This window comes from Pseudomonas alloputida, assembly GCF_021283545.2.
GTDB lineage: Bacteria > Pseudomonadota > Gammaproteobacteria > Pseudomonadales > Pseudomonadaceae > Aquipseudomonas > Aquipseudomonas alloputida.
The window spans coordinates 2,544,358-2,565,370 of sequence record NZ_CP128540.1; the positions used below are offsets into that span (position 1 = coordinate 2,544,358).

The 21,013-nt window shown below is 60.5% G+C and carries 20 protein-coding genes; 7 read left to right on the plus strand and 13 right to left on the minus strand.

Annotated elements, in window-relative coordinates:
* Positions 1–174 precede the first annotated feature (174 nt).
* Positions 175–1,236, minus strand: a complete 1,062-nt coding sequence (locus LU682_RS11690; protein WP_010954501.1) for a YeiH family protein — start codon at positions 1,234–1,236, stop codon at positions 175–177.
* Between the two features lie 112 nt (positions 1,237–1,348).
* On the opposite strand from LU682_RS11690, the gene LU682_RS11695 reads away from it, so the two are divergent.
* The 5 genes from LU682_RS11695 (at position 1,349) to LU682_RS11715 (ending at position 7,266) form a co-directional block, all read left to right on the plus strand.
* The gene (locus LU682_RS11695) at positions 1,349–2,236 is read left to right on the plus strand and encodes a LysR family transcriptional regulator (protein ID WP_010954500.1); all 888 of its coding nucleotides are present in this window, start codon (positions 1,349–1,351) and stop codon (positions 2,234–2,236) included.
* A 200-nt stretch (positions 2,237–2,436) separates the two neighbouring features.
* Positions 2,437–3,462 (plus strand): AraC family transcriptional regulator, encoded by a 1,026-nt coding sequence (locus LU682_RS11700; RefSeq protein ID WP_049586580.1) that lies wholly within the window; start codon positions 2,437–2,439, stop codon positions 3,460–3,462.
* Between the two features lie 271 nt (positions 3,463–3,733).
* Positions 3,734–5,086, plus strand: coding sequence for an MFS transporter (locus LU682_RS11705; RefSeq protein WP_010954498.1), 1,353 nt, complete (start codon positions 3,734–3,736; stop codon positions 5,084–5,086).
* A gap of 28 nt (positions 5,087–5,114) precedes the next feature.
* Positions 5,115–5,843, plus strand: coding sequence for a nitroreductase (locus tag LU682_RS11710; protein WP_019436941.1), 729 nt, complete (start codon positions 5,115–5,117; stop codon positions 5,841–5,843).
* 103 nt (positions 5,844–5,946) lie between these two features.
* Positions 5,947–7,266, plus strand: coding sequence for an OprD family porin (locus LU682_RS11715; protein ID WP_049586493.1), 1,320 nt, complete (start codon positions 5,947–5,949; stop codon positions 7,264–7,266).
* 150 nt (positions 7,267–7,416) lie between these two features.
* Here the strand turns inward: LU682_RS11715 and LU682_RS11720 are convergent, their stop codons facing one another.
* Both LU682_RS11720 and LU682_RS11725 read right to left on the minus strand, forming a co-directional pair.
* Positions 7,417–8,829 carry a purine-cytosine permease family protein gene (locus tag LU682_RS11720; protein ID WP_010954495.1) on the minus strand — a complete coding sequence of 471 codons (1,413 nt, stop codon included), beginning with the start codon at positions 8,827–8,829 and terminating at the stop codon, positions 7,417–7,419.
* A gap of 396 nt (positions 8,830–9,225) precedes the next feature.
* On the minus strand, positions 9,226–9,678 hold the full coding sequence (locus LU682_RS11725; RefSeq protein WP_003256079.1) for an Lrp/AsnC family transcriptional regulator: 453 nt from the start codon (positions 9,676–9,678) through the stop codon (positions 9,226–9,228).
* A gap of 111 nt (positions 9,679–9,789) precedes the next feature.
* Between LU682_RS11725 and LU682_RS11730 the strand changes: the two genes are divergently transcribed.
* Positions 9,790–10,404 (plus strand): LysE family translocator, encoded by a 615-nt coding sequence (locus LU682_RS11730; protein ID WP_010954494.1) that lies wholly within the window; start codon positions 9,790–9,792, stop codon positions 10,402–10,404.
* A gap of 66 nt (positions 10,405–10,470) precedes the next feature.
* A complete protein-coding gene (locus LU682_RS11735) occupies positions 10,471–11,103 on the plus strand; it encodes a LysE family translocator (RefSeq protein ID WP_010954493.1) in 633 nt (210 codons plus the stop codon).
* Between the two features lie 22 nt (positions 11,104–11,125).
* Here the strand turns inward: LU682_RS11735 and LU682_RS11740 are convergent, their stop codons facing one another.
* From LU682_RS11740 to LU682_RS11785, 10 genes are all read right to left on the minus strand, one after another.
* Positions 11,126–13,309: a GAF domain-containing hybrid sensor histidine kinase/response regulator gene (locus LU682_RS11740; RefSeq protein ID WP_010954492.1), complete on the minus strand. Its 2,184-nt coding sequence runs from the start codon at positions 13,307–13,309 to the stop codon at positions 11,126–11,128.
* A gap of 151 nt (positions 13,310–13,460) precedes the next feature.
* A complete protein-coding gene (locus LU682_RS11745) occupies positions 13,461–14,024 on the minus strand; it encodes an NUDIX hydrolase (protein WP_010954491.1) in 564 nt (187 codons plus the stop codon).
* 2 nt (positions 14,025–14,026) lie between these two features.
* A complete protein-coding gene (locus LU682_RS11750) occupies positions 14,027–14,779 on the minus strand; it encodes a GntR family transcriptional regulator (RefSeq protein WP_010954490.1) in 753 nt (250 codons plus the stop codon).
* Between the two features lie 88 nt (positions 14,780–14,867).
* Complete coding sequence (locus LU682_RS11755) at positions 14,868–15,257, minus strand: carboxymuconolactone decarboxylase family protein (protein WP_003256073.1); 390 nt, start codon at positions 15,255–15,257, stop codon at positions 14,868–14,870.
* A 122-nt stretch (positions 15,258–15,379) separates the two neighbouring features.
* Positions 15,380–15,865: a flavin reductase family protein gene (locus LU682_RS11760; RefSeq protein ID WP_010954489.1), complete on the minus strand. Its 486-nt coding sequence runs from the start codon at positions 15,863–15,865 to the stop codon at positions 15,380–15,382.
* A gap of 12 nt (positions 15,866–15,877) precedes the next feature.
* Positions 15,878–17,359: an aldehyde dehydrogenase gene (locus LU682_RS11765; protein WP_010954488.1), complete on the minus strand. Its 1,482-nt coding sequence runs from the start codon at positions 17,357–17,359 to the stop codon at positions 15,878–15,880.
* Positions 17,356–18,189, minus strand: a complete 834-nt coding sequence (locus LU682_RS11770) for an alpha/beta fold hydrolase (RefSeq protein WP_020193431.1) — start codon at positions 18,187–18,189, stop codon at positions 17,356–17,358. Before LU682_RS11770 ends, LU682_RS11765 begins: the two co-directional genes overlap by 4 nt.
* A gap of 68 nt (positions 18,190–18,257) precedes the next feature.
* Positions 18,258–18,854 (minus strand): amino acid synthesis family protein, encoded by a 597-nt coding sequence (locus LU682_RS11775; RefSeq protein WP_003256068.1) that lies wholly within the window; start codon positions 18,852–18,854, stop codon positions 18,258–18,260.
* 264 nt (positions 18,855–19,118) lie between these two features.
* Positions 19,119–20,159 (minus strand): LLM class flavin-dependent oxidoreductase, encoded by a 1,041-nt coding sequence (locus LU682_RS11780; RefSeq protein WP_010954486.1) that lies wholly within the window; start codon positions 20,157–20,159, stop codon positions 19,119–19,121.
* Positions 20,160–20,239: 80 nt separating this feature from the next.
* A complete protein-coding gene (locus LU682_RS11785; protein ID WP_010954485.1) occupies positions 20,240–20,725 on the minus strand; it encodes a flavin reductase family protein in 486 nt (161 codons plus the stop codon).
* Positions 20,726–21,013: the final 288 nt, after the last annotated feature.

Below are 21,013 nucleotides of genomic sequence, written 5' to 3' on the forward strand. Positions count from 1 at the left end.
TTGACACCACCATACCGAGAAATGTGGACGGCAACGAGGGGGGCTGTGAAAAACCTTGAGACCGAGCTGCCTGCTTCGCGGGTGAACCCGCTCCTACAGGGGCCTTGCCGTCTTCAGGGCAGCACCCACCTGTAGGAGCGGGTTTACCCGCGAAGCAGCCGACTCGGTCTCCAGTCAGCCCAACAGCTTCTGCACCCCCAGGGTAATCGCCAGCCCCCCGCCAACCAGCCACAGGTTGAGGATCGCACCGGTGGCCAGCGCCCGTGGCCCAGCCTGGCGAATCTGGCTGAAGCGGGTCTCCATGCCCAACGCCGTCATGGCCATGGTCAAGGCAAAGGTGTCCAGGCTGTTCACGGCCTGGGTCACGCTGCCAGGCAGCACTTGCATCGAATTCACCAGGACCAGGGCCAGGAAGCCGAAAGCGAACCAGGGCATGGCAATGCGCCCGTTGCCCTGCGCCTGGCCTGCCTTGCGCGAACGGCTGATCCACAGGCCCACCACCAGCAGTACCGGCACCAGCAGCATGACCCGGGTCATCTTGACGATGGTGGCGACATGCGTGGCTTCGGGGCTGACATTGCTGGCCGCGCCTACCACCTGCGCCACTTCGTGGACAGTGCCGCCCAGCAGCAGCCCGGCGCCCATGGTATCCAGATGCAGCCAGCCGGCATTGATCGCCAGTGGGTAAAGGAACATCGACAAGGTACCGAACAGCACTACGCTTCCGACTGCCATGGCGCTTTTATGGGGGGCGCTGCGCAGCGCCGATTCGAATGCCAGCACGGCGGCGGCGCCGCAGATGGCGCTGCCGGCGGCGGTCAGCAAGGCGGTATCGCGGTCGAGCTTGAACACTTTCATGCCACACCACAGGCCGATCAGCAGGGTACTGGTGACTACCAGCACCGACACGATAAGCCCCGACCAGCCGACTTCGGCAATTTCCTGCAGGCTTACCCGCAGGCCAAAAAATGCCACAGCAATGCGTAACAGGCCGCGAGCGGAAAAATTGATGCCTGCCGCCCAGCTTGCCGGTACGCCGTCACGCAGCGCGTTGCCATACAAGGCACCTGCGACGATACCCACGATCAGCGGGCTGATGCCCAGGTTGGCGATAGCGGGCATGGCCGCCAGTTGCGTGACTGCGACCGCGAACAGCGCGACGAAGAGAATCCCATTGAGCCGCCCTCGGGTGGAGAGGGTAGGGGCAAAGGCGGGGTTGGACGGAACCGTGGCCATGTGAGTCCTCCGGAAAAGGTGTTTCGACACGGCCTACGTTAATCTGGTTATAAGCTTATAAAAAATCGTAATTTAGAATGGCAAATATCCGTATAGCTGATATTTTTGAATCATGACCCCAGAACAGCTGATAACGTTCGCCACGGTTGCCGAACACGGCAACATCAGCCATGCGGCCCAAGCCCTGCACCTGTCTCAGCCGGCGGTGTCCGGCCAGCTCAAGCTCTTGCAAGAGGCGTTTGGCGAGCCCCTTTACCAACGTGCCGGCCGCGGCGTGCGGCTGACAGCGGCCGGTGAGCAGTTGCTGGCGCATGCCGAGCGCCTGCGCGAAACCTTCCGTCAGGCGCAAGCGCTGCGCGAGGCCATGCGCGGGCTGGAGCGCGGCACCGTGCGCATCGGCGCCAGTACCACGCCTGCCAGTTACCTGCTGCCTTACCTGATCGCCGATTTTCACGGGCGTTATCCGGATGTGCTGGTAAGCACTTCGCATGGCAACACGGCGGAGATCGTCGCCGCCCTGGACAGTGTTGATATCGCCCTGATCGAGGGGCCGCCCGGGCAGGAGTTGCCGTTGGGTACGCAAGTGACGCCATGGCGTGAGGACGAGATCGTGGCGATAGTGCCCCGTGGGCATCCGCTGGCAGGCAGTGACCAGCAGACGCTGGCGGCGCTCGGCGCCTACCCGTTGGTACTGCGTGAAAGCGGCTCGGGTGTGCGGCAGATCGTCGAGCGGGCGTTTGCCCGTGATGGCGTGGCGATGCGTGTGGCGCTGGAGATCGCGGGCGTTGAAGGGGTAAAAGAGGCGGTCCGGGCCGGGATGGGGGTTGGCTTTGTGTCGGCGATGTCCATTCGTCATGAGGATGGGGCGCTGCACCGGCTGCAGGTAGCGCCGCAGGCGCTGGTGCGGCGTTTTTCCATTCTGTTGCCGCATGCGGCTACGCCTTCGCGGGCTGCCTCGCGGTTTCTTGAATTGTGTGTGGCCATGCAAAAGGTGGGTTGACTGTACTGGTCTCTTCGCGGGCGTGCCCGCCACAGGTACAGCACAGATATTTGAAGACGGTGCTGTATCTGGACTGCCCCCAGGAAGTTGGAGACCAATCCAGCCCTTGGTGGCTTCTGAACATAGGGTATTGGCTATATGGATCGGCGTGTATGCTTTGCAAGGCAGCCTTCGGTATCGAGTTAGCAACGGAGCCCCAGATGGAGTTTTCTGCCCACAAAGGCACCACGTCGATCAGCCTCGTGCGGGACGCACTTCAAGGAGCAGAACTACGTGGCCTGGATGTCGCGACTGTGCTCAGCCACGCGCATATTGATCCACGCCTGCTGGACCAGCGCTATGCCAGGGTACCTGCTGGTACGTTCTCCAGATTGTGGATTGCATTAGCGGATTTGCTCGACGATGAGTTTTTTGCGGCAGACAGTCATCCCCTTCGCAGAGGTAGCTTCAAGCTGATGGCGCAATTGGCCCTCGGCTGCGACACCATTGGGCAGGCGCTCAAGCGGATTCTGGCGTTTCTCAGGACTGCCCTTGATGACATCTACGGGTCGGTGGAATGCGAGGGAGAGCATGCTGCAATTATCATTCATGATCATGGTGAGTTGCGAAGGGTGTTTTGTTACGGTGCCTGGCTGGTGCTCGTGCACGGCCTGCTCTGCTGGCTGTGCGACAGGCGCATTCCTATTGTGAAGTTATCGATGCGTCCTCCTCAGCCGGTGGACGACAGCGACTATCGAATGCGCTTTTGTGAGGAAATCGAGTGGAGGGCCGATAGAACCTCCGCTGTGTTCGAGAAGAGCTTTCTGGCGTACAAGGTTTGCCAAACGCCCGTTTCTCTTCCTGCCTTTTTAAAAGGCACGCCAAGTAACTTCCTTGTGAAATACCGTAACGACGACAGTACGAGCATTATGATCCGGCGGCGATTAAAACTGCTCTCTCCACACACGTGGCCTGAACTCGATGAGCTCGCCCGCGACTTGAGCATGTCCAGTTCCACCCTACAGCGAAGGCTCTATGCTGAGGGTTTCACCTACCAACGGCTCAAAGATAATCTAAGGCGGGATATTTCCATCAGTCTGCTGTGCCGGGCAGGTATGACAGTGGATGGCGTTGCGTCAGAGGTTGGCTTCATTGAGACCAGTGCGTTCCACAGGGCATTCAAGAAATGGACGGGTATCACCCCTGGTGCTTACAGACGCTCGTTGCTTAGCCCTCGAGGGGACTAGTCCGCTGCGCTTGGGCTGATCACCCTCTCTTCGAAGCCATCTGGTTTTCCAAAAACTGCCCGTTCCGGTCAAGCAGAATGATGCCATTGGGCATGGTTGGCGCTTGCCATAAGGCCTACGATTTTTCTCGGGCGCCGTCTAGTTGGTGCCTCTCAACTCTCCCGACTCACACGCGGAACCATGCGTACCTGTGCGTGTGGTCGAGTTGTGCCAGATCGCTATACGTATGTGGACTTCAAAAACACAACAATAAGATTGAAGGAGACACGGTATGAGTTCTTTGAATATGTACACGTTGACCGAAGAGTCGAAGTTCAACCGCTTTCATGGACTTATTCTATTCTGGTGCGTGTTGATTCTGATTATCGATGGCTACGACTTGGCAGTGGTGGGGGCTGCCCTGCCAGCCATCATGGCCGATATGCAAATTGACGCAACCAGCGCCGGGGTAATGGCTGGCTCAGCATTGTTCGGGACAATGCTGGGCGCTATTTTTTTAGGCACATTGGCAGATCGAATTGGCCGGCCGAAAATGATCGCGATCTGTGTAGCGCTGTTCAGCGTTTTCACCGCTGCGGCAGGGTTCACTGACAGCCCGCTGACCTTCAGTATCATGCGCTTTATCGCCGGCTTGGGAATTGGCGGTGTGTTGCCCATCTGTACGGCGCAGATGGGTGAGTTCTCGCCCTTGAAAGTTCGCACCCGGCTGGTGACCATCGTTTTCGCAGGCTATTCGGTGGGCGGAATTCTGGTAGCGCTGACGGGTAAACAACTGATCGAAAGCTACGGTTGGCAATATGTGTTTTACGTGGCCGTCCTGCCAGTGGTTTTGATTCCTTTCATTCTCAAGTCAATGCCCGACTCTATCGGCTTTATGTTGAAGCAGGGTCGACAAGACGAGTTGAAAGTCATCGCACGTCGCCTTCGTCCCGACCTTGTGATCAAGGATGACACGCAATTCGTTGGCAATCCGCAGATTATCTCTGCTCAAGACAAGCCGGTACGAAGCCTTTTCCTGGAAGGCCGTGGATACAGCACGGTCATGATCTGGATGGCATTCATGACCGGGCTGTTCATGGTGTATGCGCTCAATTCGTGGCTCACCAAGTTGATGGCCATGGCGGGCTTCAGCCTCGGTTCAGCCCTGAATTTCGTCATCGTGTTCAACCTCGGTTCGATCTTCGGTGCAATTCTGGGTGGATGGCTTAGCGATAAATTCAGCATCAAGCACGTCTTGGTGGTGTTCTATGTAGTGGGCGCGGTCGCACTCACGTTGCTGGGATATACCCGCTCCACCGAACTGCTCTTTGTCGTCGTGTTCATCGTGGGGGCCTCGACCCTTGGCACCCAGCTTCTGGCCTATGCATACGCCGGCGATTTCTATCCCTCCACCATCCGCTCGACTGGCGTCGGTTTTGCATCGGGGGTCGGTCGCGTCGGGGCGATTGTCGCACCTGTTTTGATTGGTGCCTTGGTGTCGATGGCGTTGCCGCTGGAGCAGAACTTCATGGCAATCGCGCTCGCCGGCCTGGTAGGGGCTGTTGCAGTGACCATGATCAACCAATCCCGCTCGGACTCGGCTGTAGTGAGGAAGAAGGCCACGGTTGCCCACGAGCTGACCTGACCGTAATTCTGAGAGACAGGTGCCAAGTATGCTTATTGATCGCTTGCGCGAATCACCGGTAGGTTCGGACGAAACAGCCCGTTTGATCGACTGGGCAATTGTCTCACGTCGGAGCATCAGGTCGTTCCTCCCAACCCCAGTTCCGCTAGAGGAAATCGAAGCGATGCTGAACGTTGCTCGCTTTAGCGCAACAGGCGTCAACCTGCAGCCCTGGAATGTGCATGTTGTTACCGGTGATATGAAGGCACGGTTGTCCGCAGCACTTGCTGAGGTTGATGACCATCCGGCTGATGACCAACGCTTTTCTGATCCCTACGCGTATTACCCCAGGGAGTGGACGTCTCCCTACATCGAGCGGCGCAGGGAGGTAGGGTGGGGGCTCTATAGCTTGTTGGGCATCAGTCGAAGCGATAAACAAAGGATGCACGAGCAACACGGCCGGAATTATCGCTTCTTCGGGGCGCCTGTAGGCCTGTTCTTCACGATTGACCGCGTGCTTCAGGAAGGGAGCCTGCTGGACTATGGCATGTTCCTGCAAAGCCTCATGATTGCCGCACGGGGAAGAGGCTTGCACACCTGCCCACAGGCAGCATTCCTTAAATATCACAGCATCATCACTGAAATGCTGGAAATACCGAAGAGCCAAATGCTCGTCTGTGGGATGAGCTTGGGTTATGCCGATGATGGCAGCATTGAGAACACGTTGGTTACTGGCCGTGAGCCCGTGCGTGCATTCACTACCTTTCACTCAGAATAAAAAACTGGCGTGCGCCCTGTCCAAGTTTGGCGTCGGGCAGGGTGATACTGTTTCGATCATTCCGCTAAAGCGGGACTTAACCTATTTGTAGAACTGGCATTGCATGGCGCGCTTAGCGGCGGACCATGCTCAAGCACACAACAAGAACAAGGTGCCTGTGATGTCTATTGCTTTTAAAAAAACGTTGGCTTGTTCAGCAACACTGCTAGTCGCGCCTTATGCTTCTGCCGCGTTCGTGGAAGACTTCAAAGGCAGCCTTGAGCTCCGGAACTTTTACTATAATCGGGATTTTCGCAATGATGGCGCCACTCAGTCCAAGCGCGATGAGTGGGCGCAAGGTTTTATCTTGAACCTGCAATCCGGTTTTACAGAAGGGCCAGTGGGCTTCGGTATTGATGCGATGGGCTTGCTGGGGGTGAAGCTTGATTCCAGCCCGGACAGAACGGGATCAGGGCTGCTGGCCTACGATTCCGACAGGCAGGTTGAGGATGAATACGGTAAGTTCGTGGCCACCGCCAAAGCGAGGATGGGTAAGACAGAGTTGAGGATAGGAGGGGTAAACCCTCTGATGCCTCTACTCTGGAGTAATAACAGCCGCTTGCTGCCTCAGGTCTTTCGCGGTGGTTCGCTGACCGTCAACGATATCGATAAATTGACGGTAACGGCGACAAGAATCAACGCAGTGAAGCAGCGTAATTCCACCGATTTCGAATCACTCACAGCCACTGGCTATGCCCCGGTTGAGGCGGATCACTACAACTACCTGGCATTTGACTTCAAGCCTGCGAAGGACATGACCTTCAGTTTGCACGCCGCCGAACTTGAAGATCTCTATAAATCCTACTTCGCCGGCATTAAAGTCATCAAGCCGTTGTGGGAAGGCAATGTGATCGCGGATGTTCGCGTGTTCGATGCCAGCGAGACGGGCTCTAAAAAACTGGGTGAGGTGGACAACAGAACGCTAAGTAGCTACTTCGCCTACAGCATCAAGGGACACACCATCGGTGGCGGTTACCAGAAGGCCTGGGGCGACACCTCGTTTGCGTTCGTGAACGGCACGGATACCTATCTGTTCGGCGAGTCGTTGGTCAGTACATTCACTGCCCCAGAGGAGCGAGTGTGGTTCGCAAGGTACGACTTTGATTTCGCCGCGTTGGGTGTACCGGGCTTGCTGTTCACCACTCGGTACATGAAAGGTGATGATGTTAATCCTGATCTGCTGACCAGCCGCCAAGCTGCTTCACTCCGCCTCAACGGGGAGGATGGCAAAGAATGGGAGCGGGTCACTGATATCTCTTATGTTATTCAGAGTGGTCCGGCGAAGGGTGTTTCGTTTCAGTGGCGTAACTCCACGAACCGCTCGACCTACGCTGACAGCGCTAATGAAAATCGCCTGATCATGCGCTACACCTTCAACTTCTAAATAGCGAAACGGGCCGGCCTTCTGAAGCCGGCCCATTTTTCGCCATTTATTCCCAATCGAAGGGTTCGCTGTTTTCCGCCTGAATTGCACCAGGCGTTCGGACGCCTGCACCCAGCCGTTTCATCTTTTGCAACGAAAGGCCAGTACCGATTAAGCCATCGCTGCCAGCTTGGCGCTGGTCTGCCGACGACGGTAGGCACTGTCTCGGCTCGCCAGCCACCAGTACAGCGGCGAGGTGATCGCCAACCCTACCAGCCACGACAGGTCAGCCCCGTTGATGTGCTCGGAAATCGGCCCGACGTACAGCGGGGTGTTCATGAACGGTATCTGCACCACGATACCCACAGCGTAGGCGATCAGGGCCTGCGGGTTGTAGCGCCCATAGATCCCACCATCGACCTGGAAGATCGACTGGATGTCGTAGTCACCTTTGTGAATGGCGTAGAAGTCGATCAGGTTGATCGCCGTCCACGGCACCAGCACCACCAGCAGTACCAGCACCATGTCAACGAAGTGGCCGATGAAGTCTGCCGAAGCGAACACCGCTACCACGCAGCAGGCCGACAGCACGATCAGCGACAGCACTGCCCGGCTTTTGGCGGTGGGGATCCAGCGGTAGGCGAACGTTTGCACCAGGGTGATGATCGACAGCACCGCGCCATACAGGTTGAGGGCGTTATGGCTGATCACGCTGAGCAGGAACAGCACCAGCATGATCGGGCCGAGCGTGCCGGTGGCCAGCTTGACCGCGTCCATGGTGTCCATGCCGGCCGGGATCGCCAGCACGGCCACGGCGCCGAAGATGAACGACAGGCTTGAGCCCAGGGCCGAACCCAGGTAGGTGGTCCAGAAGGTCGAGCTGACTTTGACATCTGCCGGCAGGTAGCGCGAGTAGTCCGACACATAGGGCGCAAAGGCGATTTGCCACAGCGCTGCCAGCGACACGGTGGCCAGCCAGCCGGCCAGGTTGAAGCCGCCGCGGGTGAGGAAGTCGTCGCTCTGCACATGGGTGAAGATGTAGCCGAAGCCAACCACGATACCGATACCCAGTACCCAGGTGCCAATGCGATTGAGCACGTGGATGAAGCGGTAGCCGATGATGCCGATGATGCCTGAACCCAGCGCACCGATGACGATGCCCACCGGTACCGGAACGGCGTCGACCACGCCATGCAGTGACTTGCCGGCAAGGACGATGTTGGAAGCGAAGAAACCGATGTACATGACGCCGGCGATCACCACCACCAGCAGCGCGCCGAGGGTGCCGAACTGGGCGCGGCTCTGGATCATCTGCGGAATGCCCATTTGCGGGCCCTGGGCCGAGTGCAGGGCCATCAGCACCCCGCCGACCAGGTGGCCGACAAGGATGGCGACGATGCCCCATACCAGGTTCAGGTGGAACAGCTGCACACCCAGCGCGCCGGTGACGATGGGCAACGGCGCGATGTTGCCGCCGAACCAGAGTGTGAACAGATCCCTTACCTTTCCATGGCGGTCTTGCGGGGGCACGTAGCCGATCGTGTGTTTTTCTATCAGGGGTGCCGAATTGGCTGCACTGGTCATGACTGACTCCAAGGCAAGGTAGGGCATTGGGAACTGCCCGGGGGCGTGCCGGCGGTGGGCGACGCGTTCTTGTTGGAGCGATGATGAGGGGCGCGGGGATAACGAGAAATTAGTAAATATGTACCCATAAGCGTTAAAAAAACTAAGGCTGACAAAAGCTTAAGCGGGTGACGGTAGCAAGGAGAGTGCCAGCTGGCTGAAGGCCTTGGGGTAGAGGGGCGGCGGGGGAGGCAACCGGATCACGGTGGGCTGGGTTGGTGCGATGTGCGCGTTTTCAGGGCAGATGAAAGGTTGCCTGGGCCGGCCTCTTCGCGGGTAAACCCGCTCCTGCGACGGGCTACGTCACCTTTGCAGGCGCGGGTTTACCCGCGAAGGGGCCGGCACAAGAGGAAACAGCTACATGGGGAGCAACCGATCCTGGATCACTTCCTTCATCACCAAGGTCGAGCTCAAGCGTTTCACATTGGGAATACTGGTCAGGTGCTCGTCATACAGCTTCTGAAACGCCGGCAGGTCCTTGGCTACCACATGCAGCAGGTAATCCGGGTCGCCGAACAGCCGCTGCGCTTCGACAATCTGCGGGATCTGCGCCAGTGCCGTTTCAAAGTCCGCCACCGGCTGGCGGGTTACCTCGCGTAGCGTCACGAATACCAGCGCGGCAAAGTTCAGCCCAAGGGCGCTCGGTGCCAGCCGTGCGTGATAGCCCAGAATGGCTCCGGACTCTTCCAGTGCCTTCAAGCGCCGATGGCAGGGTGACAGGCTGAGCCCTACGCGGTCGGCCAGTTCGGTTACCGACAGGCGCCCGTCTTTTTGCAGCTCGGCAAGGATTTTTCGATCAGTTCTATCCATTGGGAAGAATCTTCCAATTCAGGAATGCCATGGGGAAATATACGAAAGAATATCCCCGAGCGAAATCCGTAATCTTTCGACATCCCAATGCAGTAGATAAGGAAGATTCAAGTGGCTATCAGTGTGCTGACGGCGTTCTGGGCTGTGTCGATGCTGTTCGTGATTACCCCCGGTGCAGACTGGGCCTATGCCATCTCGGCCGGCATGCGTGGGCGCTGGGTGATGCCAGCGGTGGCGGGGATGTTGTCAGGGCATTTCCTGGCCACGCTGGTGGTGGCGGCCGGGGTCGGCAGTTTGCTGGCAGGTCACCCGTTGGCGCTGACTTTGCTGACCCTGGCGGGGTGCACTTATTTGCTGTGGCTGGGCGGTAATCTGTTGCTCAGCCCGGCATTGCCGGCGGCCGGGCAGGGCGGCGCGGGGGAGTCGGGCTCACGCTGGGCGTTGAAGGGGTTTTGCGTCAGCGGCCTGAACCCCAAGGTATTCCTGCTGTTCCTGGCCCTGCTGCCGCAGTTCACCGACCCGCAGTCGAGCTGGCCTGTGCCCTTGCAGATCTTGTTGCTGGGGCTGGTCCACCTGTGCAGTTCGCTGGTGATCTACACGCTGGTCGGCTATGGCGCCAAAGCGGTGCTGAGCACCCGGCCGGGGGCGGCAAAGCTGGTCGGGCGGGTGTCGGGGATGGCGATGATTACCGTGGCCCTGGGCTTGATAGCCGGGCAAATGACCTGAATTTACCGGTTCAGAATGACTTCAGATACACTCGCTGCACCCTCATGCACAACCAGGAAGTGCCCCATGCCCGAAGCCACGCAACTGCTCACGTTCGCCCTGATTTGCCTCGGCATGGTCCTGACCCCAGGGCCGAACATGATCTACCTGATTTCCCGCTCGATCTGTCAGGGCCGCCAAGCCGGGTTGATTTCGCTTGGCGGTGTGGCTCTGGGCTTCGTCATCTACATGTTCTGCGCGGCAATGGGCATCACGGCGCTGGTGATGGCAGTACCCTTTGCCTACGACGCGCTGCGCATCGGTGGCGCGCTGTACCTGTTGTACCTGGCCTGGCAGGCGCTGCGGCCGGGTGGCCAATCGCCGTTCCAGCTCCGTGAACTGCCCGCCGACAGCCCGCGGCGGCTATTCACCATGGGGTTTGCCACCAGCCTGCTCAACCCCAAGATTGCCGTCATGTACCTGTCGCTCATGCCGCAATTCATCGAACCGGGCCACGGCAGCGTGCTGTTGCAGTCGCTGGTGCTGGGTTCGACGCAGATCGCCATCAGCGTTACGGTCAACGCGCTGATTACGATCATGGCCGGTTCCATCGCCGTGTTCCTGGCTGGCAGGCCGCTGTGGCAACAGGTTCAGCGTTGGTTGATGGGAACGGTGCTGGCGGGGCTGGCGGTGCGCATGCTGGCAGAAGGGCGCCGTTGATCGCCTATTGCGATGCAAGGTATCAGTGGCCGAATACTTTGCCGAGTATCTGGCACACCTGTTCTGCCGAGTAGGGTTTGGCCAGGAAGGTGAACCCTTGGTGCCCGCCTTCGGCAATCGCCTCGCTATAGCCCGAAGTCAGGATCACCGGCAACTGCGGGCGCTGGCGGCGAAGTTCGCGGGCCAGTGCCAAGCCACCCATGCCGGGCATGACCACATCGGAAAACACTGCATCAAAATCACCTGCCGGGCCAGTCAACTGCGCCAGCGCTTCTTCTGCCGACCGTGCATAGCTGATTTGGTAGCCGTGGTCCTCGAGGAGCTGAGCTGTGAAACTGCCCAGGTCGGGATTGTCTTCTACCACCAGTATTCGTCGCCGCTCGCCCTCTACCTGTGGCTGGCTGCCGGCCGAGGCGTCTTCGGGCGCGGCTGCAGCTGGGGCCTCTTGCGGCAGATACAGGGTAAAGGTGGTGCCCTGGCCGGGGATGCTGTTCACCTGTACATCGCCCCCGGATTGCTTGGCGAAACCAAACACCTGCGACAACCCGAGCCCGGTACCTTCACCTGGGGCCTTGGTGGTGAAGAACGGGTCGAAGATGCGCTCCAGCAACTCGGTGGCAATACCGACTCCGTTGTCGCTCACCGATATCGCCGCGAACGGGCCTGGCTGTGAAGGCTGACCGCGCAAGGCCGGCAGGCACTGGTCGGCCTGCAGGCGCAGCTGCAAGGCACCTTCGCCAGCCATGGCATCGCGGCCGTTGAGCATCAGGTTGATTATCGCGGTTTCCAACTGGCTGAGGTCGGCGCGGATGTGGCAGGGCGCTTGCGGTAACTGCAGCTCGACCCGGATGCGCGCGCCAGTGACGGTGTCGAGCATGTCGGCCATGGCCTCCAGCCGAGGCCCGGCCTCGAACACCTGTGGGCTGAGGGCCTGGCGTCGGGCGAAGGCCAGTAGCTGACCGGTCAGTTTGGCACCACGGTCGACCGTGTCGGACATGGTCTTGAGGTAGCGCTCGCGGCGCTCCTCGGCCAGGTTGGGGCGCTGCAGGAAGTGCAGCGACGAGCGGATGATGGTCAGCAGGTTATTGAAGTCGTGGGCTACCCCGCCGGTCAGCTGGCCAATGGCTTCCAGCTTCTGGGCTTGGCGCAGCACGGCCTCGGTGTGCAGCAACTGAGTGGTGCGTTCTTCGACGCGATGTTCCAAGGTGGTGTTGAGCGCTTCCAGGGCCGCCATCGCTTCGCGCACTTCGGCATGGGCCTGGGCCCGTTGTATGTGTGCCCAGCATCGCTCGGTCACTTCGCTGATCAGTGTTTGCTCGTAGTCGGTCCATGCCCGGGGTACGCGGTCGTGAATCGCCATCAGCGCGGTCAGCCTGCCACCCTTGATCAGTGGCATGCAGATGGTGGCCGTAATGCCGATGGCCTGATAAGTCGCCGCCTCGTCAGCGGCCAGTTCGCGCAGGTTGTCATTGATCACCAGGGCCAGGCCGCTGCGCAGGCGGCTGACAGCCAGGCGGCCGAAGTCATGCAGGTGATAGTGGCCCACCAGGCGTGGTGAACCGGGGGTCACTGCATCGCCGCAAATGGTGAAACCGTCCTCGTCGGGGTCCATCACCGCATAGGCGCAGCTGGACAGGCCAAGGTGCTCGACCAGCATGCGGGTGGTGATGGCCATGATCTGGTCCGGGTCGGTCGCCTCGGTCACGGCTCGCCCGAGGGTATCGAGAAAGTTCAGGCGCTGGTTGGTGACCACGCTGGCGGTGGTTTCGGTGACCGTGTCGAGCATGCCCAGAATCTCGCCATCATGGCCGCGAATCGGGCTGTAGCAGAAGGTGAAATAGGCCCGCTCCAAACCTCCGTTGCGGTCGATCATCAGCGGGAAGTCTTCGATGTACACCGCTTCACCGGCCAACGCACGGTCCGCCATGCTGCTGATTTCATCCCAGGCTTCGTGCCACACGTCGCGGAAGGGGATGCCCAAGGCCAGGGGCTTGCGACCGAGAATCGGCGTGAACGCATCGTTGTACAGGGTGATCAAGTCCGGGCCCCACAGCACGGCCTGCGGAAAGCGCGAGGCCAGGCACAGAGACATCGTGGTTTTCAGGGCGTCGGGCCAATGTTCCAGCGGGCCCAGGGGAGTGCTGGCCCAGTCGTGGTTGCGGATGCGTTCGGCCATTTGCCCGCCGCCGTCTAGCCATCTAGCCATGTGCTTTGCCGGTCCTCTTTCTCAAGGCCCTTAGGGTGCACCGAGAATAGACCGTTGGCGAGGGTTTTGTGAGGGGCTGTGCCACTGCACGAGCCTCGGTAACTGCGCAATCCGGGTGAGTGCAGGTTCACCCGCGAAGAGGCCGTACCGGCTAGCGCATGAAGTGCACCTTGCCGGTGTCATCATTGCCCATGTAAATGCCATACACCCCGGCCTGCCGCTCGAGGATGTAGCGTTCGAGAATTTGCCGGATGGCCGGGTAGTAGATTTCATCCCAAGGGATTTCATCCGGTTCGAAGAACTTGTACGCCAGCGTCTCCGGCCCATACTGCCCGGTCTCTTCGGTAACGATGGCACGGAAGATGATGTACACCTCGCTGATCTTTGGCACGCTGAAGATCGAATACGGCGAGACGATGTCTGCACGTACGCCGCTTTCTTCCCATACCTCGCGCAGCGCCGCCTGTTCGGTGGTTTCGCCAGCCTCCATGAACCCGGCAGGCAAGGTCCAGGTGCCGGGGCGAGGGGGGATGGCGCGCTGGCACAGCAGGTACTTTCCATCGCGCTCGATGATGCAGCCGGCGATGATCTTGGGGTTGATGTAATGGATGTAGCCGCAGCCGGTACAATGCAGGCGTTCGTGGGTATCGCCTGTGGGAACGCCCCGGGCCAGTTCCTTGGTGCAGTGCGGGCAGTAGCGCGGGGCATTGGGCATGATCAGCGACCTATGCGGGGTTCCTTCAGGGCCAAGGGTTCGACAATGTCGCGCACCTTGGCGTTGTCATCCTGCTTCTGGCGCAGGTAGTCCAGGGCCACCTTGGCGGCGGCGCGGACGTGGTCGACCGAGGCCTGGTGGGCCACCAGCGGGTCGCCGCCCTTGATGGCCTCGACGATCTTTTCCATTTCGCGGTTGCTGGCGCCGCGGCGGTTTTCCTGCGATACCGAGGTGGCGCGCAGGTAGCTGATGCGTGCTTGCAACTGGCGCAGCTGCTGGGCCGCCACCTGGTTGCCAGAGCCTTCCAGCAGCACATCGTAGAAACCTTGTACCGAGTCCAGCACCTGTTGCAACTCGCCTTCTTCCAGTGCTTCGCGGTTCACTTCCAGCGCGCGTTCCAGCGCACGGATGTCCTTGGCCTTGGCGTTGAGGGTGAACAGTTGCACGATCAGGCCTTCGAGCACACAGCGCAGCTCATAGATGTCACGTGCGTCTTCCAGGGTGATGATGGCCACGCGCGGGCCTTTGGCGTCGGCGAACTCGACCAGGCCTTCGGACTCCAGGTGACGCAGCGCTTCACGTACCGAAGTGCGGCTGACGCCGAGGCGGTCGCACAGGTCGCGCTCGACCAGGCGGTCGCCGGGCAACAGGTGAAAGTTCATGATTGCGGTGCGCAGCTTGTCGAGCACGATTTCGCGCAGAGTAACGGGGTTGCGGTTGACCTTGAAGCTGTCGTCGAGTGGCTGGCGTTTCATCAGGTGCGCTCTTTATGAGGCTGTTGCGCCAACATCGCGGAATGCCCCGAACCGAGGCTTTCCATGCAGTGGTTCGAACAGCCCGTTGTTAACGGGTTGGCTCCGCATCGGCTTCGGCAAACGCTTCACGGGCCAGGCGGAAACTGTCCACCGCCGCGGGTACGCCGCAATAAATGCCGACCTGGAGCAGGATTTCGCGAATCTGTTCACGGCTCAGCCCATTGCGCAGGGCACCGCGAATGTGCAACTTGAGCTCGTGGGGCCTGTTGAGCGCGGAAATCATGGCCAAGTTTATCATGCTGCGCTCTTTCAGCGACAAGCCTTCGCGGCCCCAGACGTGACCCCAGCAATACTCGGTGACCAGCTCCTGCAACGGTTTGGTGAATTCATCTGCGTTCTGGATCGAGCGGTTGACGTAGTCCTCGCCCAGTACCTGGGTGCGGATTTTCAGGCCCTTTTCGTACTTTTCATTGCTCATGTGCAGTACTCCGGCATAAAAAAGGGGCCGCAACCGAGGGTGAGACGATTAGCGCGACCCCTGAAAACAGGGGCATCTTCGCGGGCAAGCCCGCGAAGATGCCAACATCGACTCAAGATGTATCAGCCAAGTGGCGGCAGGGCGCCGAGCTTGCCCTTGTGGTACACCATCGGGGTCATCGGCTGCTCAGGCAACACCAGGTTCTTCACCGCGCCGACAATGATCGCGTGGTCACCGCCGTCGTACTCGCGCCACAATTCGCACTCGATGATCGCCGTGGCCTTGGCCAGCAGGGGGTTGCCCAGCTCGCTCAGGTGCCACTCGACGCCCTTGGCCTTGTCCTTGCCCTTGCCTGCGAAGGCATACGCCTCGGCGGTCTGGTCGGCGGACAGCAGGTGGATGGCGAACTGCTTGCTGTCGCGCAGGATCGGGTAGGTGTCGGAGGCGTAGTTGGGGCAGAACAGCACCAGCGCCGGGTCGATCGACAGCGCGCTGAATGCACTGGCGGTGATGCCGACGATGCCGCCGTCGGCGTCCAGGGTGGTCACTATCGTGACGCCGGATGGGAAGGAGCCCATCACGTCTTTGTAGATGCCGGGTTCGATCATCTCGTGTTCCTCCTAGCGCATCACGAACGGGTCGGGCATCGGCGCGGTGGACAAGTTGATCCACACGGTCTTCAGCTCGGTATAGGCCAGCACCGAATCGATGCCGCTCTCACGGCCGTAGCCGCTGTTCTTGAAACCACCTATCGGTGCCATGGCCGACACGGCACGGTAGGTGTTGACCCAGATGATCCCCGAACGCACGTCGCGGGCCAGGCGGTGGGCACGGCCCAGATCGCGCGTCCAGATGCCGGCAGCCAGGCCGAATTGCGAGTCGTTGGCCATGGCCAGGGCTTCTTCTTCGGTCTTGAAGCGAATTACTGCGGCGACCGGGCCGAACACTTCTTCCTGCATGATGGTCATCGCGTTGCTGTCGCACTCGAACAGGGTCGGCTCGTAGAACCAGCCGTCACCTTCAACGTCGGCACGCTTTCCGCCCATGTGCAGTTTGGCGCCTTCGGCCTTGGCCGCCGCCACCAGGCCTTCGACGACTGCCAGCTGTTGCGCGGTGGCCATCGGGCCCATTTCGCTGGCGTCGTCCTGCGGGTTGCCGATGCGGATGCGCTTGGCGCGGGCAATCAGGCGCTCGACGAACTCGTCGAAGATTTCATCCTGCACCAGCAGGCGCGAGCCGGCCACGCAGCTTTGCCCGGACGCGGCATAGATGCCGGCCACGGCGCCATTGATGGCGCTGTCCAGGTCGGCGTCGGCGAAGATGATGTTCGGCGACTTGCCGCCCAGTTCCAGCGACAGCTTGGCGAAGTTTTCGGCGCTGCTGCGTACCACGTGGCGGGCGGTGGCGGCACCGCCGGTGAAGGCGATCTTGCGCACCAGCGGGTGGCGGGTCAGCGCCGCGCCGGTGCTGGGGCCGTAGCCGGTGACCACGTTGACCACACCGGCCGGGAAGCCGGCCTCAAGGGCCAGTCGGGCCAGCTCGAGGATGGTTGCCGAGGCGTGCTCGGACGGTTTGAGCACGATGGTGTTGCCGGCAGCCAAGGCCGGCGCCAGCTTGATCGCGGTGAGGTACAGCGGGCTGTTCCACGGGATGATCCCGGCAACCACGCCGATTGGCTCGTGCACGGTGTAGGCGAACAGGTCGGGTTTGTCCAACGGCAGGGTGCCGCCTTCGAGCTTGTCGGCCAGGCCCGCAGTGTAGTGGAAGAACTCCGGCAGATAGCCGACCTGACCGCGGGTTTCGCGGATCAGCTTGCCGTTGTCACGGCTCTCCAGTTGGGCCAGGTGCTCCTTGTTCTCGGCAATCAGGTCACCCAGACGACGCAGCAGCTTGCCGCGGGCGGTAGCGGTGATGCTGCGCCACGCCTTGCTGTCGAAGGCACGCTGGGCGGCCTGAACGGCCAGCTCCACATCGGCTTCATCGGCGTCGGGCAGTTGCGCCCAGGCCTGGGCGGTGGCCGGGTTGAGGCTGTCGAAGGTCTTGCCGCTCTGGGCATCGCGCCATTGGCCGTCGATGCACATCTGGAAACGAACGAGGGTCATGCAACAATCCCCTTGGCGGATTCGGTGAGGGTGCGGGCTTGGGTGAGGAAGTCCAGCAGCATCTTGTTGACTTCACGCGGTGCTTCCACCGGCATCATATGCCGTTGCTCGGCGAGGACCACACTGCGTGCGCCAGGAATGCAGGCGGCGAGCTGGCGGGTCATGGCCGGGGTGGAGCCCGAGTCGAGTTCGCCGGTGGCGATCAGCGTCGGCACCTGGATACTGCCCAGGTCGTCGGCGCGGTACATGTCCTGAGTGGCGAACAGCGAATAAGTGGTGTGGTAGCCCTGCGGGTCGTTGCTCGCCAGTACCTGGCGAATGGCGGCGACCTGCGCGGGGTTGGCAGCCTTGTATTCACGGCTGAACCAGCGGTCCAGGGCAGCATCGACGTTGGCGTCTGGGCCCAGCTCCGCCGCTTGGGCAGCGCGGGCGATCACCCCGGCACTTTGCTCGGGGGTGCGGTTGAACACGCTGTTGAGCACGACCAGTGCAGCCAGGCGCTGCGGGTAATTGAGGGCGAATGCACGGGCAACCAGGCCGCCCATGGAGAAGCCGATCACGGTGGCTTGTGCAATTTGCAGGTGGTCAAGCAGTTCGGCGAGCTGGTCGGCATAGCCTTCCAGCGGTGTGTCGGCGGCCGGTACGCGGCTTTGACCGTGGCCGAGCATGTCGTAGGCGATGACGCGGTAGTCGTTGGCCAGGCCAACGAACTGACCGCCCCACATTTCCTTGTTCAGGCCCACGCCGTGGATCAGCACCACGGGTTGGCCCTGGCCGACATCCAGATAGCTGGTGCCGGCAGGTGTGCGTTCAGCGACAGGCTGAATCATGGAGGGCGCTCCTTGAAGGTCGGGCGCGGCGGGTAAGCACGCCACGCCCCGGCCCGTCTTGGTTGTTGTTATTGAGCGTTGGCTTTTTCGGCAGCCAGTTCTTCCAGGTCGATGTAACGGTTGCCGATGCGCGGGTGCAGGCGGCCGCCATCGGCTGCGCCCAGGACCACGACGATTTCATCGGCACGCGGGGCGTCTTCGATCTGCATTTCCAGGGTGATGTAGTGCGAACGCAGGCCTTCGTCGTCCTTCTGCATCATCGGGATCTGGATCGAAGTGCCTGGGCCGCCGCGCTTGTTGGTGAAGCTCAGGTAGCTCTTGGCCTGTACCGCCTCGCGGTAGTGGTTGCCGAAGCGCAGGGTATGGATCACGGCCGAGGCGTGCTCGATTTCGCCATCGGCGCCGACGACGGCGGCCTTACCGTAGGCCTCGATCTTGTCGGCGCCGCCAATGGCAGCAGTCAGGCGCTCGACCATCAGGGCACCCAGCTCCGAGCAGTTGGCGCGAATTTCCGGCTTCAGATCTTCAACGAAACCGCGACCGGCCCATGGGTTCTTGATCACGACGGCCAGGCCGACCATGGTCACCGGCTTGTCGGTGGCTTTGCCGCCTTCGATGCGGGTCTCTTCGGAGTAGGTGACGATCTTGCGGATTTCGAAACTCATGGATGGCTCCTGGTGAGGGTTATCAGCTCTTGTTGTCTGATGGTATACCATAATATTTGTTGTGCAAGAGGTGTCAGGAAATTTCTCTTGCCGGGGGACGAAAGGTGGCCTGATGCCTTGATTTCTCTGTTGTCTGTACTGGCCTCTTCGCGGGCTTGCCCGCTCCCACAGGGACTGCACAGGTTTCAAAAAAAAGCCCGCTCACGCAGGCCGAAGGGGCCCACGGGAGCGGGCGCGTCCCGCAATGATTCAGGCAATGGGAATTCAGGCGAACGCCGGCACCACTTCCTTGATGAACAGCTCGAGCGACTTCTTCTTCTCGGCGTGGGGCAAGCTGTTGTCGCACCAGAAGCTGAACTCGTCGACGCCCAGTTCCTGGTAGTACTTGATGCGCGCGATGATTTCTTCCGGGGTGCCGATCATGGTGTTCTTGCGGATGTTCTCCAGCTGGAACGCCGGCACTTCGGCGAACTTCGACTCCGGGCTCGGCTCCAGGAAGCCATTCACCGGGGTCGTCTTGTTGCCGAACCAGGCATCGAAGGTGCGGTAGAAGCGCGAGATCGCCTGGGCACCGACCTTCCAGCCTTCCGGGTCGGACGGGCTGTGCACGTGGGTGTGGCGCAGCACCATCAGTTGCGGGCGCGGCACGTCCGGGTTGTTGTCCAGGGCGGCCTGGAACTTGTTCTTCAGGTCCAGCACTTCTTCGTCACCCTTCATCAGCGGGGTGACCATGACATTGCAACCATTGGCAACGGCGAAGTTGTGCGAGTCCGGGTCGCGGGCGGCGATCCACATGGGCGGCGTGGCGTTGAACGGCTTCGGTACGCTGGTGGAGGTCGGGAACTTGTAGACTTCACCGTCGTGGGCGTAGTCGCCTTCCCACAGCTTGCGCACCACCGGCACCATCTCGCGCAGCGCCTTGCCGCCGTCGGTGGCCGGCATGCCACCTGCCATGCGGTCGAACTCGAACTGGTAGGCACCGCGGGCCAGGCCCACTTCCATGCGGCCGTTGCTGATCACGTCGAGCAGGGCGCATTCGCCAGCGACGCGGATAGGGTTCCAGAACGGCGCAATGATGGTGCCGGCGCCCAGGCGGATCTTCTCGGTGCGCGCGGCCAGGTAGGCCAGCAGCGGCATCGGGCTTGGCGAAATGGTGTATTCCATGGCGTGGTGTTCACCGATCCACACGGTGCTGAAACCGCCGTCTTCGGCCATCAGGGTCAGTTCGGTCAGGTCTTCGAACAGCTGGCGGTGGCTGACCTGTTCATCCCAACGTTCCATGTGCACGAACAACGAAAATTTCATGGGTTTTTCCTCAACGCTTGTTATTGCCCGTCAGTCAATCGGGCTTCAATTTGGGAGCGGGCTGCGTCCAACTGCAGGCTTCAGGCAAAGGCCGGCAGGCTGGCCATCTTGCCGCGGCAGTACACCATGGGCCGTGGTGCTTCTGCCGGGACGATCAGGTTGTGCACCTTGCCGACCATGATGGCGTGGTCGCCACCTTCATATTCACGCCACAGTTCGCATTCGATGACGGCGGTGGCACCGGCCAGGATCGGATTGCCCAGTTCACTCAGGCTCCACTCGATGCCGCTGGCCTTGTCCTTGCCCTTCTTGGCGAACGCGTAGGCTTCGGCCTGCTGTTCACCGGACAGCAGGTGAATGGCAAAGCGCTTCTGCTTGATCAGTACCGGGTAGGAGTCGGAGGTGTAGTTGGGGCAGAACAGCACCAGCGGCGGGTCCATCGACAGGGAGGAGAAGGCGCTGGCGGTCAGGCCGACGACCGAGCCGTCGTCGTCCTGGGTGGTGATGACGGTAACGCCGGACGGGAAGGAGCCCAGAACGTTCTTGTAGACAGTTGCGTCGATCATCGGGAGTACCTCTGAAGGGCTGCGGTGGTCCGCGGTTTTTATCGTTGATGTGTCTGATGGTATACCGTAATACCTATTTTGCAAGCGGAATTTTCAACCCTGCGTTTTCGCGATGAACGGCCCAAAGCCGCGAAAAACGTGGCCTTGAGCGGTGAGGCGGTTTGTCGCAGGGGTTTTGCAAGCGGATCAGTGGCCGTTTTTTCATGCGGATCAGTGTTGTCAAAAGTTTGGAATACCATAATATGGTCCGCAGCTGAGAGGCCGCCTTGATGCGGTTTCCTTACAAAG

Coding starts and splice junctions, on each gene's coding strand:
- LU682_RS11690 (WP_010954501.1), bottom strand. CDS start 1,236: ATGGCCACGGTTCCGTCCAACCCCGCCTTTGCCCCTACCCTCTCCACC.
- LU682_RS11695 (WP_010954500.1), top strand. CDS start 1,349: ATGACCCCAGAACAGCTGATAACGTTCGCCACGGTTGCCGAACACGGC.
- LU682_RS11700 (WP_049586580.1), top strand. CDS start 2,437: ATGGAGTTTTCTGCCCACAAAGGCACCACGTCGATCAGCCTCGTGCGG.
- LU682_RS11705 (WP_010954498.1), top strand. CDS start 3,734: ATGAGTTCTTTGAATATGTACACGTTGACCGAAGAGTCGAAGTTCAAC.
- LU682_RS11710 (WP_019436941.1), top strand. CDS start 5,115: ATGCTTATTGATCGCTTGCGCGAATCACCGGTAGGTTCGGACGAAACA.
- LU682_RS11715 (WP_049586493.1), top strand. CDS start 5,947: ATGGCGCGCTTAGCGGCGGACCATGCTCAAGCACACAACAAGAACAAG.
- LU682_RS11720 (WP_010954495.1), bottom strand. CDS start 8,829: ATGACCAGTGCAGCCAATTCGGCACCCCTGATAGAAAAACACACGATC.
- LU682_RS11725 (WP_003256079.1), bottom strand. CDS start 9,678: ATGGATAGAACTGATCGAAAAATCCTTGCCGAGCTGCAAAAAGACGGG.
- LU682_RS11735 (WP_010954493.1), top strand. CDS start 10,471: ATGCCCGAAGCCACGCAACTGCTCACGTTCGCCCTGATTTGCCTCGGC.
- LU682_RS11740 (WP_010954492.1), bottom strand. CDS start 13,309: ATGGCTAGATGGCTAGACGGCGGCGGGCAAATGGCCGAACGCATCCGC.
- LU682_RS11745 (WP_010954491.1), bottom strand. CDS start 14,024: ATGCCCAATGCCCCGCGCTACTGCCCGCACTGCACCAAGGAACTGGCC.
- LU682_RS11750 (WP_010954490.1), bottom strand. CDS start 14,779: ATGAAACGCCAGCCACTCGACGACAGCTTCAAGGTCAACCGCAACCCC.
- LU682_RS11755 (WP_003256073.1), bottom strand. CDS start 15,257: ATGAGCAATGAAAAGTACGAAAAGGGCCTGAAAATCCGCACCCAGGTA.
- LU682_RS11760 (WP_010954489.1), bottom strand. CDS start 15,865: ATGATCGAACCCGGCATCTACAAAGACGTGATGGGCTCCTTCCCATCC.
- LU682_RS11765 (WP_010954488.1), bottom strand. CDS start 17,359: ATGACCCTCGTTCGTTTCCAGATGTGCATCGACGGCCAATGGCGCGAT.
- LU682_RS11770 (WP_020193431.1), bottom strand. CDS start 18,189: ATGATTCAGCCTGTCGCTGAACGCACACCTGCCGGCACCAGCTATCTG.
- LU682_RS11775 (WP_003256068.1), bottom strand. CDS start 18,854: ATGAGTTTCGAAATCCGCAAGATCGTCACCTACTCCGAAGAGACCCGC.
- LU682_RS11780 (WP_010954486.1), bottom strand. CDS start 20,159: ATGAAATTTTCGTTGTTCGTGCACATGGAACGTTGGGATGAACAGGTC.
- LU682_RS11785 (WP_010954485.1), bottom strand. CDS start 20,725: ATGATCGACGCAACTGTCTACAAGAACGTTCTGGGCTCCTTCCCGTCC.